This is a genomic window from Pseudomonas sp. Pse1 (genome assembly GCF_024519635.1).
Lineage (GTDB): Bacteria > Pseudomonadota > Gammaproteobacteria > Pseudomonadales > Pseudomonadaceae > Aquipseudomonas.
The window spans coordinates 16,457-30,424 of sequence record NZ_JALJRO010000006.1 but is presented as its reverse complement, the minus strand read 5'-3'; the positions used below and the strand labels follow the sequence as shown (position 1 = coordinate 30,424).

The 13,968-nt window shown below is 60.2% G+C and carries 13 protein-coding genes; 6 read left to right on the top strand and 7 right to left on the bottom strand.

Annotation, left to right across the window (positions count from 1 at the left end):
• Positions 1 to 11 precede the first annotated feature (11 nt).
• The 4 genes from NR126_RS10975 to NR126_RS10960 all read left to right on the top strand — a co-directional run bounded on the left by NR126_RS10975 (position 12) and on the right by NR126_RS10960 (position 3,724).
• Positions 12 to 488, top strand: a complete 477-nt coding sequence (locus NR126_RS10975; protein WP_027621089.1) for a PaaI family thioesterase — start codon at positions 12 to 14, stop codon at positions 486 to 488.
• Positions 485 to 937 carry a PaaI family thioesterase gene (locus NR126_RS10970; RefSeq protein ID WP_027621090.1) on the top strand — a complete coding sequence of 151 codons (453 nt, stop codon included), beginning with the start codon at positions 485 to 487 and terminating at the stop codon, positions 935 to 937. The genes NR126_RS10975 and NR126_RS10970 overlap by 4 nt, the downstream gene beginning before the upstream one ends.
• An 89-nt stretch (positions 938 to 1,026) precedes the next feature.
• Complete coding sequence (htpG, locus tag NR126_RS10965; RefSeq protein WP_027621091.1) at positions 1,027 to 2,931, top strand: molecular chaperone HtpG; 1,905 nt, start codon at positions 1,027 to 1,029, stop codon at positions 2,929 to 2,931.
• Between the two features lie 67 nt (positions 2,932 to 2,998).
• Positions 2,999 to 3,724 (top strand): dienelactone hydrolase family protein, encoded by a 726-nt coding sequence (locus NR126_RS10960; RefSeq protein ID WP_027621092.1) that lies wholly within the window; start codon positions 2,999 to 3,001, stop codon positions 3,722 to 3,724.
• On the opposite strand, the gene NR126_RS10955 is transcribed toward NR126_RS10960, so the two are convergent.
• Positions 3,721 to 4,587, bottom strand: coding sequence for a pirin family protein (locus NR126_RS10955; RefSeq protein ID WP_256830214.1), 867 nt, complete (start codon positions 4,585 to 4,587; stop codon positions 3,721 to 3,723). The genes NR126_RS10960 and NR126_RS10955 overlap by 4 nt on opposite strands.
• Positions 4,588 to 4,649: 62 nt before the next feature.
• Positions 4,650 to 5,066 (bottom strand): OsmC family protein, encoded by a 417-nt coding sequence (locus NR126_RS10950; RefSeq protein WP_027621094.1) that lies wholly within the window; start codon positions 5,064 to 5,066, stop codon positions 4,650 to 4,652.
• A gap of 145 nt (positions 5,067 to 5,211) precedes the next feature.
• Here NR126_RS10950 and NR126_RS10945 point away from each other — a divergent pair, with 145 nt between their 5' ends.
• Positions 5,212 to 6,210 (top strand): amidohydrolase family protein, encoded by a 999-nt coding sequence (locus NR126_RS10945; protein WP_027621095.1) that lies wholly within the window; start codon positions 5,212 to 5,214, stop codon positions 6,208 to 6,210.
• Positions 6,211 to 6,288: 78 nt separating this feature from the next.
• Positions 6,289 to 6,753, top strand: coding sequence for a DUF3859 domain-containing protein (locus tag NR126_RS10940; protein WP_256830213.1), 465 nt, complete (start codon positions 6,289 to 6,291; stop codon positions 6,751 to 6,753).
• A gap of 81 nt (positions 6,754 to 6,834) precedes the next feature.
• Here NR126_RS10940 and fabB read toward each other — a convergent pair whose 3' ends face one another.
• The 5 genes from fabB to NR126_RS10915 form a co-directional block, all read right to left on the bottom strand.
• On the bottom strand, positions 6,835 to 8,055 hold the full coding sequence (gene fabB, locus NR126_RS10935; RefSeq protein WP_008016529.1) for a beta-ketoacyl-ACP synthase I: 1,221 nt from the start codon (positions 8,053 to 8,055) through the stop codon (positions 6,835 to 6,837).
• A gap of 11 nt (positions 8,056 to 8,066) precedes the next feature.
• Positions 8,067 to 8,582 (bottom strand): 3-hydroxyacyl-[acyl-carrier-protein] dehydratase FabA, encoded by a 516-nt coding sequence (gene fabA / locus NR126_RS10930; RefSeq protein ID WP_027621097.1) that lies wholly within the window; start codon positions 8,580 to 8,582, stop codon positions 8,067 to 8,069.
• 248 nt (positions 8,583 to 8,830) lie between these two features.
• Positions 8,831 to 10,729, bottom strand: coding sequence for an ATP-binding protein (locus NR126_RS10925; RefSeq protein ID WP_256830212.1), 1,899 nt, complete (start codon positions 10,727 to 10,729; stop codon positions 8,831 to 8,833).
• Complete coding sequence (locus NR126_RS10920; protein ID WP_256350924.1) at positions 10,726 to 11,598, bottom strand: ABC transporter substrate-binding protein; 873 nt, start codon at positions 11,596 to 11,598, stop codon at positions 10,726 to 10,728. The genes NR126_RS10925 and NR126_RS10920 overlap by 4 nt, the downstream gene beginning before the upstream one ends.
• A 58-nt stretch (positions 11,599 to 11,656) precedes the next feature.
• Positions 11,657 to 13,780: a TonB-dependent siderophore receptor gene (locus tag NR126_RS10915; protein WP_027621100.1), complete on the bottom strand. Its 2,124-nt coding sequence runs from the start codon at positions 13,778 to 13,780 to the stop codon at positions 11,657 to 11,659.
• Positions 13,781 to 13,968: the final 188 nt, after the last annotated feature.

Sequence of the window (13,968 nt, the reverse complement as noted above, 5' to 3'; positions counted from 1 at the left end):
GCCTATAGCGCATGACGGATAACCCCATTTTTGAACGTGCGACGCGCTTTTTATCGGCGCTGCGCCATTGTCAGGTATTGGATCTGCGGGTCCATAGCGCCACTGAACAGGGCATCACCATTACCTTGCCCTACAGCGCGCACATCGTCGGTAACCCGCAAACCGGAGTTATCCATGGCGGCGCGATTACCACATTGATGGATTCCGCCTGTGGAATGGCCACGCTCTGTGTCCTGCCGCAGTTCGAGGTGTGTCCGACCCTCGACCTGCGGATCGACTACATGCATCCGGCCGAGCCGTACAAGGATGTCTACGGCTTCGCCCAGTGTTATCGGGTGACCACTGATGTGATCTTCATGCGTGGCTTTGCCTATCAGGACGATCCCGAGCAACCGATCGCCCATGTCGTCGGCACTTTCATGCGCATGGGCAAGGGTATCAGGGGCACCAAAGGCTTCGGTGGCGGGATCAGTGGTGAGGCGAGATGAACGATAACTTCAAGGAACAACTGCAACAGGCTCACGCGCAGGGCGACTATGCGTCGCTGCTGCATCTGATTCCCTACGCCAAGCTGATAGGTGTGGAGTGTTCGCGATTGGGCGACGAGTTGCTGTTCAAGCTGCCGGCCAGCAAGGACAACATTGGCAACCCGTTGCTGCCGGCGATTCATGGCGGGGTGATTGCCGGTTTCATGGAGCTGGCGGCGGCCCTGCACCTGTTGGTGTTCACCGGCTCGCCCGGGGTGCCGAAGATCATCGACTTCTCCCTCGATTACCTGCGCGCCGGACAGTTTCGCGATACTTACGCCAAATGCCAGGTTTGCCGCCAGGGCCGGCGGGTGGCCAACGTCGCGATAACCGCGTGGCAGAGCACTGAAGCCGAGGCGATTGCCACGGCGCGTGCACATTTCAAGATTGAGGAAGCAGTCGGCTCTTGAAATCCTCGACACAGCCCCCAACTTTGATGACATCCCGCCGCTGACCTTTCAGGACGCGGCCACTGCCATCCAATTGGAGTTTGATGACCATGAGCGTGGAAACTCAAAAGGAAACCCTGGGCTTCCAGACCGAGGTTAAGCAACTGCTGCACCTGATGATTCATTCGCTGTATTCCAACAAGGAAATCTTCCTTCGCGAACTGATCTCCAACGCATCTGACGCGGTCGACAAATTGCGTTTCGAAGCCCTGTCCAAGCCTGAGTTGCTGGAAGGTGGCGCGGAACTGAAAATTCGCGTGAGCTTCGACAAGGACGCCAAGACCGTCACTCTCGAAGACAACGGCATCGGCATGAGCCGCAGCGATGTGATTACCCACCTGGGGACCATCGCCAAATCCGGCACCGCGGATTTCATGAAAAACCTGTCGGGCGACCAGAAGAAGGATTCGCACCTGATCGGTCAGTTCGGCGTCGGTTTCTACTCGGCGTTCATCGTTGCTGACAAGGTTGAAGTGTTCAGCCGTCGTGCCGGCCTCGCCACTAGCGAAGGCGTGCACTGGTCGTCCAAGGGCGAAGGCGAGTTCGAAGTTGCCACTGTCGAAAAAGCCGATCGTGGTACCCGCATCGTCCTGCATCTGAAACCTACTGAAGACGAATTCGCCGATGGCTGGCGTCTGCGCAACATCATCAAGAAGTACTCCGATCACATCGCCCTGCCAATTGAATTGCCGAAGGAAGCGGCGGCTGCCGAAGGCGAAGAGGCCCCGGCCGTCGAGTGGGAAACCGTCAACCGCGCCAGCGCGCTGTGGACCCGTCCGCGTACCGAGGTCAAGGACGAGGAATACCAGGAGTTCTACAAGCACATCGCCCACGATTTCGAGAACCCGCTGAGCTGGAGCCACAACAAGGTCGAAGGCAAGCTGGAATACAGCTCGTTGCTCTACGTGCCGGCCCGTGCGCCATTCGACCTGTACCAGCGTGAAGCGCCAAAAGGCCTGAAGCTGTACGTGCAGCGCGTGTTCGTGATGGACCAGGCAGAGTCGTTCCTGCCGCTGTACCTGCGTTTCATCAAGGGCGTAGTCGACTCCAACGACCTGTCGCTGAACGTGTCGCGGGAAATCCTGCAGAAAGACCCGATCATCGATTCGATGAAGTCGGCGCTGACCAAGCGTGTCCTCGACATGCTGGAGAAATTGGCGAAGAACGAGCCTGAGCAATACAAGGGGTTCTGGAAAAACTTCGGTCAGGTCATGAAAGAAGGCCCGGCGGAAGACTTTGCCAACAAGGAAAAAATCGCCGGCCTGCTGCGCTTCGCTTCGACTCAGGGCGAAGAGGGTGAGCAAGTGGTGTCGCTGGCTGAGTACCTGGCGCGTGCCAAGGAAGGTCAGGACAAGATCTACTACCTGACCGGCGAAACCTACGCCCAGGTCAAGAACAGCCCGCACCTGGAAGTCTTCCGCAAGAAAGGCATTGAAGTGCTGCTGCTGACCGATCGTATCGACGAGTGGCTGATGAGCTACCTCAGCGATTTCGACGGCAAAAGCTTTGTCGACGTGGCGCGTGGTGACCTGGACCTGGGCAACCTGGACTCGGAAGAGGACAAGAAGGCCGCAGAAGAGGTCGCCAAGTCCAAAGAGGGTCTGGTCGAGCGTCTGAAAACCGCACTGGCCGACTCGGTTGCCGAAGTACGGGTTTCCCACCGTCTGACCGACTCGCCAGCGATTCTGGCAATCGGTGAGCAGGACTTGGGTCTGCAGATGCGTCAGATCCTTGAAGCGAGCGGGCAGAAGGTGCCGGACTCCAAGCCGATCTTCGAATTCAACCCGGCTCACCCGCTGATCGAGAAGCTCGACGCCGAGCAGAACGAAGAGCGTTTTGGCGACCTGTCGCACATCCTCTTCGATCAGGCAGCACTGGCAGCGGGCGATAGTCTGAAAGACCCGGCGGCCTATGTGCGCCGGCTGAACAAGCTGTTGGTTGAACTGTCGGTTTAACCGCGTAGGAAAAAACCCGCTTCGGCGGGTTTTTTTTCATTCTGGCGTTTCTTGACGGGAGTGAGTCATGAGTCAAATCACTGTGCGTTCAGTGGCTTATCAGATTGATGGCCAACCTTACGAAAGTCGCGTGGCGTTCGATGCCGGTCATACCGGTCCACGCCCGGGGCTATTGATGGCGCCGAACTGGATGGGCGTGAGTGCTGGCGCCGAGGAGATTGCCAAGTCGGTCGCTGCCAAGGGCTACGTGGTGTTGATTGCCGACCTCTATGGGCAATCGGTGCGGCCGAGTAACAATGATGAGGCAGGGGCGGCGATGATGCCGTTGAAGAATAACCGGCCGCTGTTGCGCAAGCGCATGCAGGCGGCATTCGAGCAGTTGCAGAGCCAGGGCGAAGCGCAGGTTGATACGTCGAGGCTGGCGACATTCGGTTTCTGCTTTGGCGGTTGCTGCGCCCTGGAATTCGCCCGCACCGGAGCGCCGGTGAAAGCGGCAGTGTCATTCCATGGCACCCTCGACACCCCGAATGCCAGCGACGCTAACAACATCAAGGGCTCGGTTCTGGTGCTGCACGGCGCCTCCGATCCATTGGTGCCCAAGGAGCAACTTCCGGCGTTCGAGGCCGAGATGAATGCGGCGGGCGTCGATTGGCAATTGCTCAGCTACGGCGGGGCGGTGCACTCCTTTACCGATCCCCATGCCAAGGTGCCCGGCATGATGATGTACGACGCCAAAACCGCCGGGCGGGCGTTCCTGGCGATGCACAATTTGCTGGATGAGGTGTTGGTCTAACGCTGCGGTAATTCGATTCGCTCGTTTTCCCCCGGCACCGTTGGCCAGTCGCCGCTCGCCCAGCGGCGGCGGGCCTCGTCGATGGCAGCCGGATCGCTGGCGACAAAGTTCCAGTTGATCCGCCGTGGTCCGTCGAGCGGGGCGCCACCGAACAGTACGGCGTGGCAGTCGCTGGCGGCGCTCAGGATCATTTCCGCGCCGGGCGGCAAGACCACCAGCGCATGAGGTTCCAGGGCGGTGTCGTCGAGTTGGGCGTCGCCGCTGAGGACGTATATCGCCCGCTCCTGATGCTCGTTGGGAATCAGCAGGGTGGTCGCGGTTTGCAGTTGCAACTCGGCGTACAGGGTGGGGGAGAGCACCGGGACCGGCGATTCGAGGCAGAAGCCGCAACCGGCAATCATGCGGATCTTCACACCCAGGTTGTCGCTGACCGGCAAGCTGCTGGCTGGATGATAGCTGTAGTGTCCCGGGCCTCGCTCGTGCTCCTTGGGCGAGGCCAGCCAGATCTGCAGGCCATGCATCTTGAATTCGCTGTCCCACAGCGCCTGCGGAGTGCGCTCGACGTGGGCAATCGCGCTGCCGGCGGTCATCCAGCTGACGTCGCCGGCCTTGACGATCTGGTCGGAGCCGAGGCTGTCCTTGTGCTGCAGTTGACCTTCGAACAGGTAGGTCAGGGTCGACAGGCCGATGTGTGGGTGTTGGCGGATGTTCATGCCCTTGCCTGCCAGATAGGTGGTTTCGAGCATGTGATCAAAAAACACAAAGGGGCCGACGTTGCGGCATTTGGCCGACGGCAATGGACGCAGGATCGGCTGACCTTCGACATCTTCAGGGCGTGGGCGGATGACGAGCGGAGTGTTCATGAGGCCTTCCAGGCAATAGCGGTGATGCCGTCGAGCATAACCGCTAGCGCCTGCGAATGCTGTTACTGGCTGAACGCGCCTTCGGACAGGTGGGTTTCGATGCTCACTTCACTGGTGGTCATCAGCTTGTGGATCGGGCAACGGTCGGCGACACGGTGCAGTTCGTCACGTTGAGCGTCGGTGAGGACGCCCTTGAGGGTCAACTTGACGTGCAAGGCGTATTTGCCTTTTTGCTCTTCACTGTTGTCATGCTTGACCTCGACCGTGACCCCGGTCAGCGGGATGCCTTTCTTCTTCGCATACAACTTGAGGGTCAAGGCCTTGCAGGCACCCAATGCTGCGTCGAAATAGTCGTGCGGCTCGGGAGCAGAGGCTTCGCCGCCGGCGGCTACCGGGACATCGGCGAAGAGCTGATGGTCGTCGATCTGCACGCTGTGGCGAAACCCTTCGCTGGATTCGGTATTGATGGTGACAGTCATGGCATACCTCGTGGGCAGTGGATAGAACGGGCTGAGACCTTGCAGTTATAGAGCATCCGGTCGGCATGGCGTTCCACTTTCTTTACAGCTGAACCCTGGGTGGACAGTCGCGGTCTACCTTGCTCTGGTCAGTGGGAGCGTGGGAATGCCTTGGAAAACCTGGAAGATTGCCGGGTGGTTGCTGCTAATGAGCGGTCTGGTCGAGGCCCGCGAATACACCTACAGCGATGCGCACCTGCACTACGTGGATTTTTTCCAGGAAACCGCAGGCATGCCGAAGCTTCTGGCGTCGATGCAGGAAAATCGTATCGAGCACGTGATGATTTCCGGTGTGCCAGTGGCAAAGAAATGGCATGAAGACGAGCCCAAGCGCCCGCGCTACTACGCCGGAGATGACGCCGATGCCTATTGGTACAGCGCCACTGACGTGATTGTTGCCGACGCCGTAAACAAGCTCACGCCCGAGCAGCGCAAACATTTCCATCCATTCCTTGCCGGCTTCAATCCCAATGACAAGAACTCCGCAGCCCATATCCAGCGCATGCTCGATCTCAATCCCGGGCTATGGCAGGGCATCGGTGAGGTGTTTACTCGTCACGACGATCTGACCGCCTTGACCGCGGGCGACACGCCGCGGGCGAACAATGAAGCCATGACGCGGATTTATCATTTGGCCGCCGAGAATGATCTGCCGGTGTTGCTGCATTCCAACATCACCTCCAAGCGTGAGAAGAATCCGCTCTACCTGGCGGAAATTGAAGAACCGCTGCGTAATCACCCCCATACGCGTTTTATCTGGGCGCACGCTGGCACTAGCCTGGAAATTCATCGGCATCAGACCCGGATGGATTTCCTGTTACCCACCTTGACCCGTCTGCTGGATACCTATCCGAACCTGTTCGTCGACCTGTCCTGGAGCGTGCTGAACCCTTATCTGCTGGATGAGGCGGGGCAGCCGCAACAAGAGTGGCTGGCGTTGGTGGAGCGCTTTCCCGAGCGTTTCATGCTGGGATCCGATGTGGTCGGGCGCTTTAACAAGCAGGGAGCGCAGATGCGCAGCTTCGAGCCGTTTCTCGATGCCTTGCCCGAGGACGTGGCGCGCAAGGTGGCGCGGGACAACTTTCTTGCGGTGTTGCCTCGCTGAACCTGCCGGAGCAGGACTGTCATCAGCCTGTCACGCCGGCGTCATACCCTCGCGCTCATCTCAATCAAGGAGCGTGATATGTCCCTCGTTCGTTTAAGCGTACTGGCCCCGCTGATGCTGGTCAGCGGCCTGTCCGGTGCCGACGTCAGTGTTCAAGGCCCGGTGGAGTTTGGTGTATTCGAAGGCACCAAGGCTGAGCTGCAATCGGGGGAGCGGGTGATACGCCGTAGCAACGAGTCGATCCAGCCAACACACACCGTGCCGGCCAAACTGGGCACTAAGTTCGGCATCCGTTACCAGTTGGCAGGCAAAACCGCCGAGGGCCAGCCGCTGACATTGCTGTATTTCACGCCGGGTATTCGTACCCCAGATGGCGTGCGCCACGATAAGCTGGAAGTCATGCAGAAGTTGCTGCCAGGTGCACCCCAGGATGTGATGGCTTACGAGTTCACCGAGAGTCACGAGGTGGTGCCGGGGGAGTGGCGTTTCATGGTGTTCCAGGGCGATCGCTTGCTGACACAACAGAGTTTTACCGTTCAGTGATGCCAGGCGGCAAAAACGCCGACAATAAAAAACGCCCCGAACCAGTCGGGGCGTTTTCATGTGGGGTTCAGCAGTGACGAATCACTTGCCTTCCCAGCGCTTCAGCACGAGGGTGGCGTTGGTGCCACCGAAGCCGAAGCTGTTACTCATCACGGTGTTGATGGTGGCGTTCTCGCGGGTCTTGGTCAGCACCGGCAAATCGGCCACTTCAGGGTCCAGTTCGTCGATGTTGGCCGAACCGGCGATGAAGTTACCTTCCATCATCAGCATGCAGTAGATCGCTTCGTGAACGCCTGCGGCGCCCAGGGAGTGGCCCGACAGGCTCTTGGTGGAGCTGATGGCTGGAGCCTTGTCGCCGAAGACTTCGCGCACACCTTTCATTTCCGCGACGTCGCCGACCGGAGTCGAGGTGCCGTGGGTGTTCAGGTAGTCGATCGGAGTGTCGACGGTGGACAGCGCCTGCTGCATGCAGCGGATTGCGCCTTCGCCACTTGGGGCGACCATGTCGTAGCCATCGGAAGTCGCGCCGTAGCCAACGATTTCCGCGTAGATCTTCGCGCCACGGGCCAGAGCGTGCTCCAGCTCCTCGACCACGACCATGCCACCACCGCCGGCGATGACGAAGCCGTCACGGTCGGCATCGTAGGCACGGGAGGCTTTTTCCGGGGTGTCGTTACGCTTGCTGGACAGTGCACCCATGGCGTCGAACAGGAACGATTGGCTCCAATGCTCTTCTTCACCGCCGCCGGCGAACACGATGTCCTGTTTGCCCATCTGGATCTGTTCCATGGCAGTACCGATGCAGTGAGCACTGGTGGCGCAGGCAGAAGCGATGGAGTAGTTCAGGCCCTTGATCTTGAACGGGGTGGCCAGGCAAGCGGAAACGGTGCTGCTCATGGTCCGCGTCACGCGGTATGGGCCAACGCGCTTCACGCCTTTCTCGCGCAGGATGTCCAGCGCTTCCATCTGGTTCAGGGTCGATGCGCCACCGGAGCCGGCGATCAGGCCGGTACGCGGGTTGGAAACCTGCTCTTCGGTCAGGCCGGAGTCAGCGATAGCGTCTTTCATGGCCAGGTAGGCGTAAGCCGCCGCGTGGCCGACGAAGCGATAGATCTTGCGATCGATCAGTTCTTCAAGGTTGAGGTCAATGGAGCCGGAAACCTGGCTACGCAGACCCATTTCGGCATATTCCGGGTTGAACCGGATGCCCGGGCGGCTTGCACGCAGGTTAGCGGAGACGGTCTCTTTGTCATTGCCCAGGCACGAAACGATGCCCAGACCAGTGATAACGACGCGGCGCATGCGAATAACCCTTAGAAGTTGTCAGTGGAGGTGAATACGCCGACCCGTAGGCCTTCGGCGGTGTAGATCTCGCGGCCGTCAACGCTGACCGAACCATCGGCGATGGCCAGGTTCAGTTTGCCTTTGAGTACGCGCTTGATCTGGATGTTGTAGGTAACTTTGCTGGCGGTCGGCAGGACCTGACCAAAGAACTTCACTTCGCCCGAACCCAGGGCGCGACCGCGGCCTGGAAGGCCTTGCCAGCCGAGGAAGAAGCCAACCAGTTGCCACATGGCATCGAGGCCCAGGCAGCCTGGCATCACCGGGTCACCTTCAAAGTGGCAGGCAAAGAACCACAGGTCCGGGGTGATATCCAGCTCGGCGACCAATTCACCTTTGCCGTACTTGCCACCCTCTTCGCTGATGTGGGTGATGCGATCCACCATCAACATGTTCGGGGCGGGCAGTTGCGCGTTACCTGGGCCGAACAGCTCACCGCGACTGCAGCGCAGCAGATCTTCCCGGGTAAAGGCGTTTTGTTTGGTCATGCGAGCTCCTCAATAATCCCATGCGGCAGGTGGGGCGAATCTTCCCGGCCGCTACAAGGCATTCATGCCTGGTAACGGCAGCCTACTCATAGACTATTGCGTTGTAGTGAAAGTCACAGGACAAGGGACATGAATGTACACTTGTGCACTGAAATTATTATTCAAGCCCAAAAACGAGCCTGTCGAGGTGTCTAAGACTGCCGCACTTTCGCCTTTCACGCCAGTCACAGATGCTCGATAACCGCGTACTACTGCAGCCAACGCTGGAGAATTTGCTGCAGATCAGTGCGTTTGAAAGGCTTCGCCAGGTAATCGTTCATGCCCGCCGACAAACACGCTTCCCGGTCACCCTGCAGGGCGTTGGCAGTCAGGGCGATGATCGGCACGTCGGCGCAGCCGGGCAATTGGCGGATTTGCCGGGTCGCTTCGTAGCCGTCGATGATTGGCAGCCGGCAATCCATCAGAATCGCCTCGTACCGCAGGCCTTCGGCGCTCTGCACGGCCTGTGCACCGTCGTCGGCAACGCTAACGGTAAAGCCCAGGCTGCGCAGCATTGCTTCAATCACGGTCTGGTTAACCGGGTTGTCCTCCACCAGCAGGACATGGCGCCCGGCACCGTTGACGGTCGTGGCTCGCGGCGCCGGAGTGGGCGGTGGCAAGGCCTGGCGGGACAGGGCCAAGGGAATTTCGAGAGTAAAGACCGAGCCCCGGCCTTCTTCGCTTTGCGCGCGCAGCGTACCGCCCATGCGTTCGGCCAGGGCTCGGGCAATGGGCAGACCCAGGCCTGTGCCGCCGTAGCGGCGGGAGATTGAACTGTCGGCTTGCTGGAAGGCATTGAACATCGGTTCCAGGTTGTCGGCGGCGATGCCAATGCCGCTGTCGCGCACGGTGCAGGTAAACCAGAGCAATTCATGATCGAGGGATTGCCACTGCGGTTCGATGGTCACCTGGCCGCGTTCAGTAAACTTCAAGGCGTTGCCGATCAGGTTGACCAGAACCTGCCGGATCCGCGTAGGGTCGCCCTGGACTTGCAGTGCCTGCATACCATCGGGTAGCTGCAGTTGCAGCTTCAGGCCGCGCTGCACGGCGCTGTGGGCGAAGGCCTGGGCGCAACTGCTGATCAAGTCGGCGAGATTGAATGCGATGTGCTCCAACTCGAAGGGCGCGCGTTCGATACGGGAGAAATCGAGAATATCGTTGATCACCTTGAGCAGGTGTTCGGTGGACTGGGAGGCCAGCGCCGCGTATTCCACCTGCTCATCGGTCATCTGCGTGGTTTCGAGCAGTTGCAGCATGCCCAGTACGCCATTCATCGGCGTGCGCAATTCATGGCTCATCATTGCCAGGAAATCGGATTTTGCGCTGTTGGCCTTTTCTGCTTCCTCGCGGGTCTGGATCAACTGGGCCATGGCTTGCTGCTGGTCGTGGCTGGCGTGTTTCAGGCCGTCGGCGAGGTTGTTAATGTGCCGCGCCAGGCTGCCCAGTTCGGCATCATCGACAATCGGCAGCGGGGTACTGTAGTCGCCTTGCTGGATCGCTTTCACCGCATTGCCCATGGCGCTGATCGGTTCGGACAGGCTGGCGGCGAGGCGACGCGCCAGGACGAAAGTGAAGAGCAGGGCGAACAGCGCGAGAATCCCGGCCTTGAGCACGATTTCCTGTTGGCGCTGGTTGAAGGCGTCGTTGGACATGCCGACCACCACCCGTCCTAAATAATCCTCGGCGACTCCGCCATTTGGCGGCGCGCCCTGCAGAAAGTCATTGTTCAGCGAGATGCGCTGCAGGCGCACCGGGGCCTGGAACACTTCGACCAGTTGCGATGTTTCCCTGGAGAGCGACGGCTGCTCGACATGCACCAGGATGTTGTTGGCGCTGTCGCGGACCTGCAGGAAGCGCACATGGGGCGTGGCCAGGGTCGCCTTCATTAGGCTTTCGAGGACTTCCTTGTTGCCGGAAATCACCCCGTACTCGGTGGCGGGGGCCAGTTGGTTGGCGATCAATTGCCCGGTGTGGTTGAGCTCCTGGCGCAGATCCTGGATGCGCACGAAGGTAAAGAAGCTGATCAGCAGCAGGGTCAGCAGCAAGGCCGGACCGAGACTGATCACCTGGGTGCGGGTGCTGATACCCCAGTGGCGGCGCAAGGTCATGGAGTCGATTCTCCTTCGGCCAACTGAAGAGAGACCGTCGCCGGGTCAATTTGCTCGATTCCCAGCGATCGCGCCACTTGCGGGTTACTCGCCACCTTGAACCGCTTGGGATACAGGCTGCGAGGCCAGATGGAGGGCGGACGGTCGAGCAGGTCGTCAAGGATCGCCAGCCAGTCGTCCTGATCGCTGTAGCTACTGGCCAGGCTGCCGGCCTTGACGAAACCCGCATTGGGGCCGATCAGCGCTTGTTGCTGGCTGTAGCTGCTCAGTAGCAGGTTTTTCGCGGTGCTTGCATTAAACAACTCGGCGTCATCAAGCCCCAGTAGCACATCGCTGTTCTTCAGCAGCGCTTGCAGAGGCCGGCTGTCGCGGGTGTCGTCCCAACGTTCGGCGACGATTTCCAGGCCCATGTGCTGAGCGCTGCCATGCAGTTCCTTGAGCAGGAATTCGCTGTTTTTGCCGTACACCACGCCGACTCGCCTGGCTTGCGGCAGCAGGATCCGGGTCAGGCGCAATTGACGGCTCAGGGGCGGATCGCTCCAGAGTAGGCACAGGTGCATGGGCCGGGTTTCGCCGACGCGCTGATTGGCTTGCACGCGGCTGACCCGCAGCACCAGGGTAGGCGGCCCCTGATTGTCCTGCAGGCGCCAGTCAAGGCTGGCCAGGTCCAGCAGAATCAGGCGGGTAGTGGTGGGGATCCGCGACGGTGCCGGCAACTGATCAAGGACGATAAAGCGCACAGTGTCTTTGGGTCGCCGTTCAGCGAGGGCCTGGGTGAACGCTTGCATGCCGGGGCTGTTCTCGGCACCGGTCAGCAGCACATCGGCTGCCCGCGCTGGCACTGCGCACAGGCTGGCGAGCAGCAGCATGCACGACCAACACCATAGTCTGCTCACTGCGCGAGTCACTCTGCGGGCCTGGTTCATATCAGAACGTCAACTCGGCGCTGAAATACACCACGTGACGCGAGTCGTAGTTATTGTCGGCGTAGGTGGTGGGTTGCGGATCGAGCCGCTGCTGCAGCATGCCGGCCAGCTCCAGGCTGGTCTTGCCCAGCAGCAGCCGTTTGGCGATGCGCGTATCGACACGTTCGAAGCGGTAACCATTGAGCGCATCAGCGCCATAGTAGAAGAGGGCGCTGCTCCAGCCTTGCCCCCAATCCCGCAGCCAGCCGGCGGAACCGCTGTGGCGCGCGGTCAATGGCTCATCCAGAGGGCTGCTGGCCTGCGCATCGACATAGGCGTAGGTCAGGCGCAGCCGATCGGCGGCGGTCACGCGCCAGTCGAGCTGGGCTTCGCCACCCTGGAAGCGCGCGGTGTTGGCGTTGCTGGCAATGTACTGATTGTTGCGCAGGGGCTCACTGATCATGCCGGTGATTTCGTCATGGAACAGTTTCGCGTCGAGGTTCAGCCCAAAGTCCGGGAAGAAACCGTTGTAGCCCACTTCACGCGAGCGCATGTGCTCTTGCTCCAGATCGCCCGGACCGCGGGTCCTGACGAAATAGCGGGCACTGCTCCGGCCGTAGGCGGCGGGCTGCAGTCCGTTGACCTGGTAACTCCAGTTGACGTTGTCCTCGAACATGTCCGGGGAGCGCACGGCTTCCGAATAGACCGCCCGCAGGCCGTGGCGCGGATTGATCAGGTAGTTGATCGCGAAGCGCGGTGTCAGCGAGTCGCCGATCAGGTAGTTGGTTTCGTACATGGCGCCGCCCTGCAGCAGCCAATGCTCAGTGGCACGCCACTCCAGTTGACCGAACAGACGCCAGGTCGTTTCAGCCAGGGTGCCATTGAAGTAGGTCTCGGAGTCGGCCCGGTCGTAACGGTAGTTCAGGCCGCTGACCAGTCGCAGGCTGTCGGAGAGGCCCAGGGTGTCCTGCACTTCCACTTCGTAGCGCGATTCGCGACTGCTTTGGTCAATGTCGCCGCACAGGGTTCGATTGGCGCCGCCTTTCCATTGCGCCAGCACCTGATTGGCCAGCGCTTGTTCCGCTGGTGCGGCGTAGGGTGCGCCGCTGCCGGTAAAGCTGTCCATGTGCCGCGCCAGTTGTTCGGCGTAGTTCGGGTTCAACTGCCAAAGCTCAGTCAACTGCGGGCTGAACGAGATCTCGGCATCGCAAGCGCGCCAGGTCTGTTGGCGATCCCAATGCTGGGCGGTGCCCTCGACGTACAGGCTGTGATCAGGATCGAAGTCGAGATTCCAGCGCAGCGCGGTGGCGTAGGTTTTGGCAATCACATCGGAACCGTTGCCGGAAGCGGTTATCCCGGAAAACACCGGACGATAGGTATAAGGCCGTTGGTTGCTGCCATCTTTGGCATTGAGTTGCCAATCGATGCTCTGCCGCTCATCGAGCGCCTGGCTGACAGCGAGGCTGAAGCGGTCCAGGCGCCGACTGTCGCGATAGTCCGTGCCCATTTGATGGGTGTCGAACCCATCGTCCTGCTGGCCGGACAGTGACAGGCGCATGTCGCCGGACGCCCAGCCGTTGCCGTGGCTGGCATACCAGTCGTTGATGCCGCGTTGACCGCGGGTAACCTTGACCCTCGAACCATGGCTGTGGGCGGGCGAGCGGGTAATGATATTGACCACCGCCATCAGGGCATTGGCGCCGTAGCTGACCGTATTGGGGCCACGAAAAACCTCGATCCGTTCGATGTCCTCCATCGCTACGGTGATGTCACTCCATTCCACGGTCGCCAGGCCGGCCCGGTAGAGTGAGCGGCCATCGAGCAGCACTTGCATGCGTCGCGCCTGGCTGGCGTTGGTACCGTGATAATTGACGGTCGGCTGGTTGCCCGTGAGATTGCCGACCATCATCCCTGGCACCAGTCGCAGCACTTCGCTGATGTCCCGCGCGCCGCTGGCCTTGATCAGTTGGCTATCAATCACAGTCATGCTGCCCGGTACGGCGGCAGGCGATTGTTTGAGTCGGGTGGCCGTCAGCACTTGCGGCAACTGCGTGTTGTCGAGGAACAGGTCATCGGCCAGCAACGTGTCGCTGAAGATCAGCGCCAGGGCCAGCGACGAACGTAGAGGGCAGGGGCCAGCAAACACGGAACAGCCTTGATACCGTTTGGAGGGGGCGCATGTTAACCGAGCCAGTTTATTTTTCCATTTACGTTATCAGCGTTTTCCTCGGATTTGTTGTCTAGCTTCCTACAAGTGTCGGTAATTTTCTCTGGGGCTGGCCGATGGTCGACCGCCCCGTATAATGCCGCCATCGCCACTGGTATGGATTAATG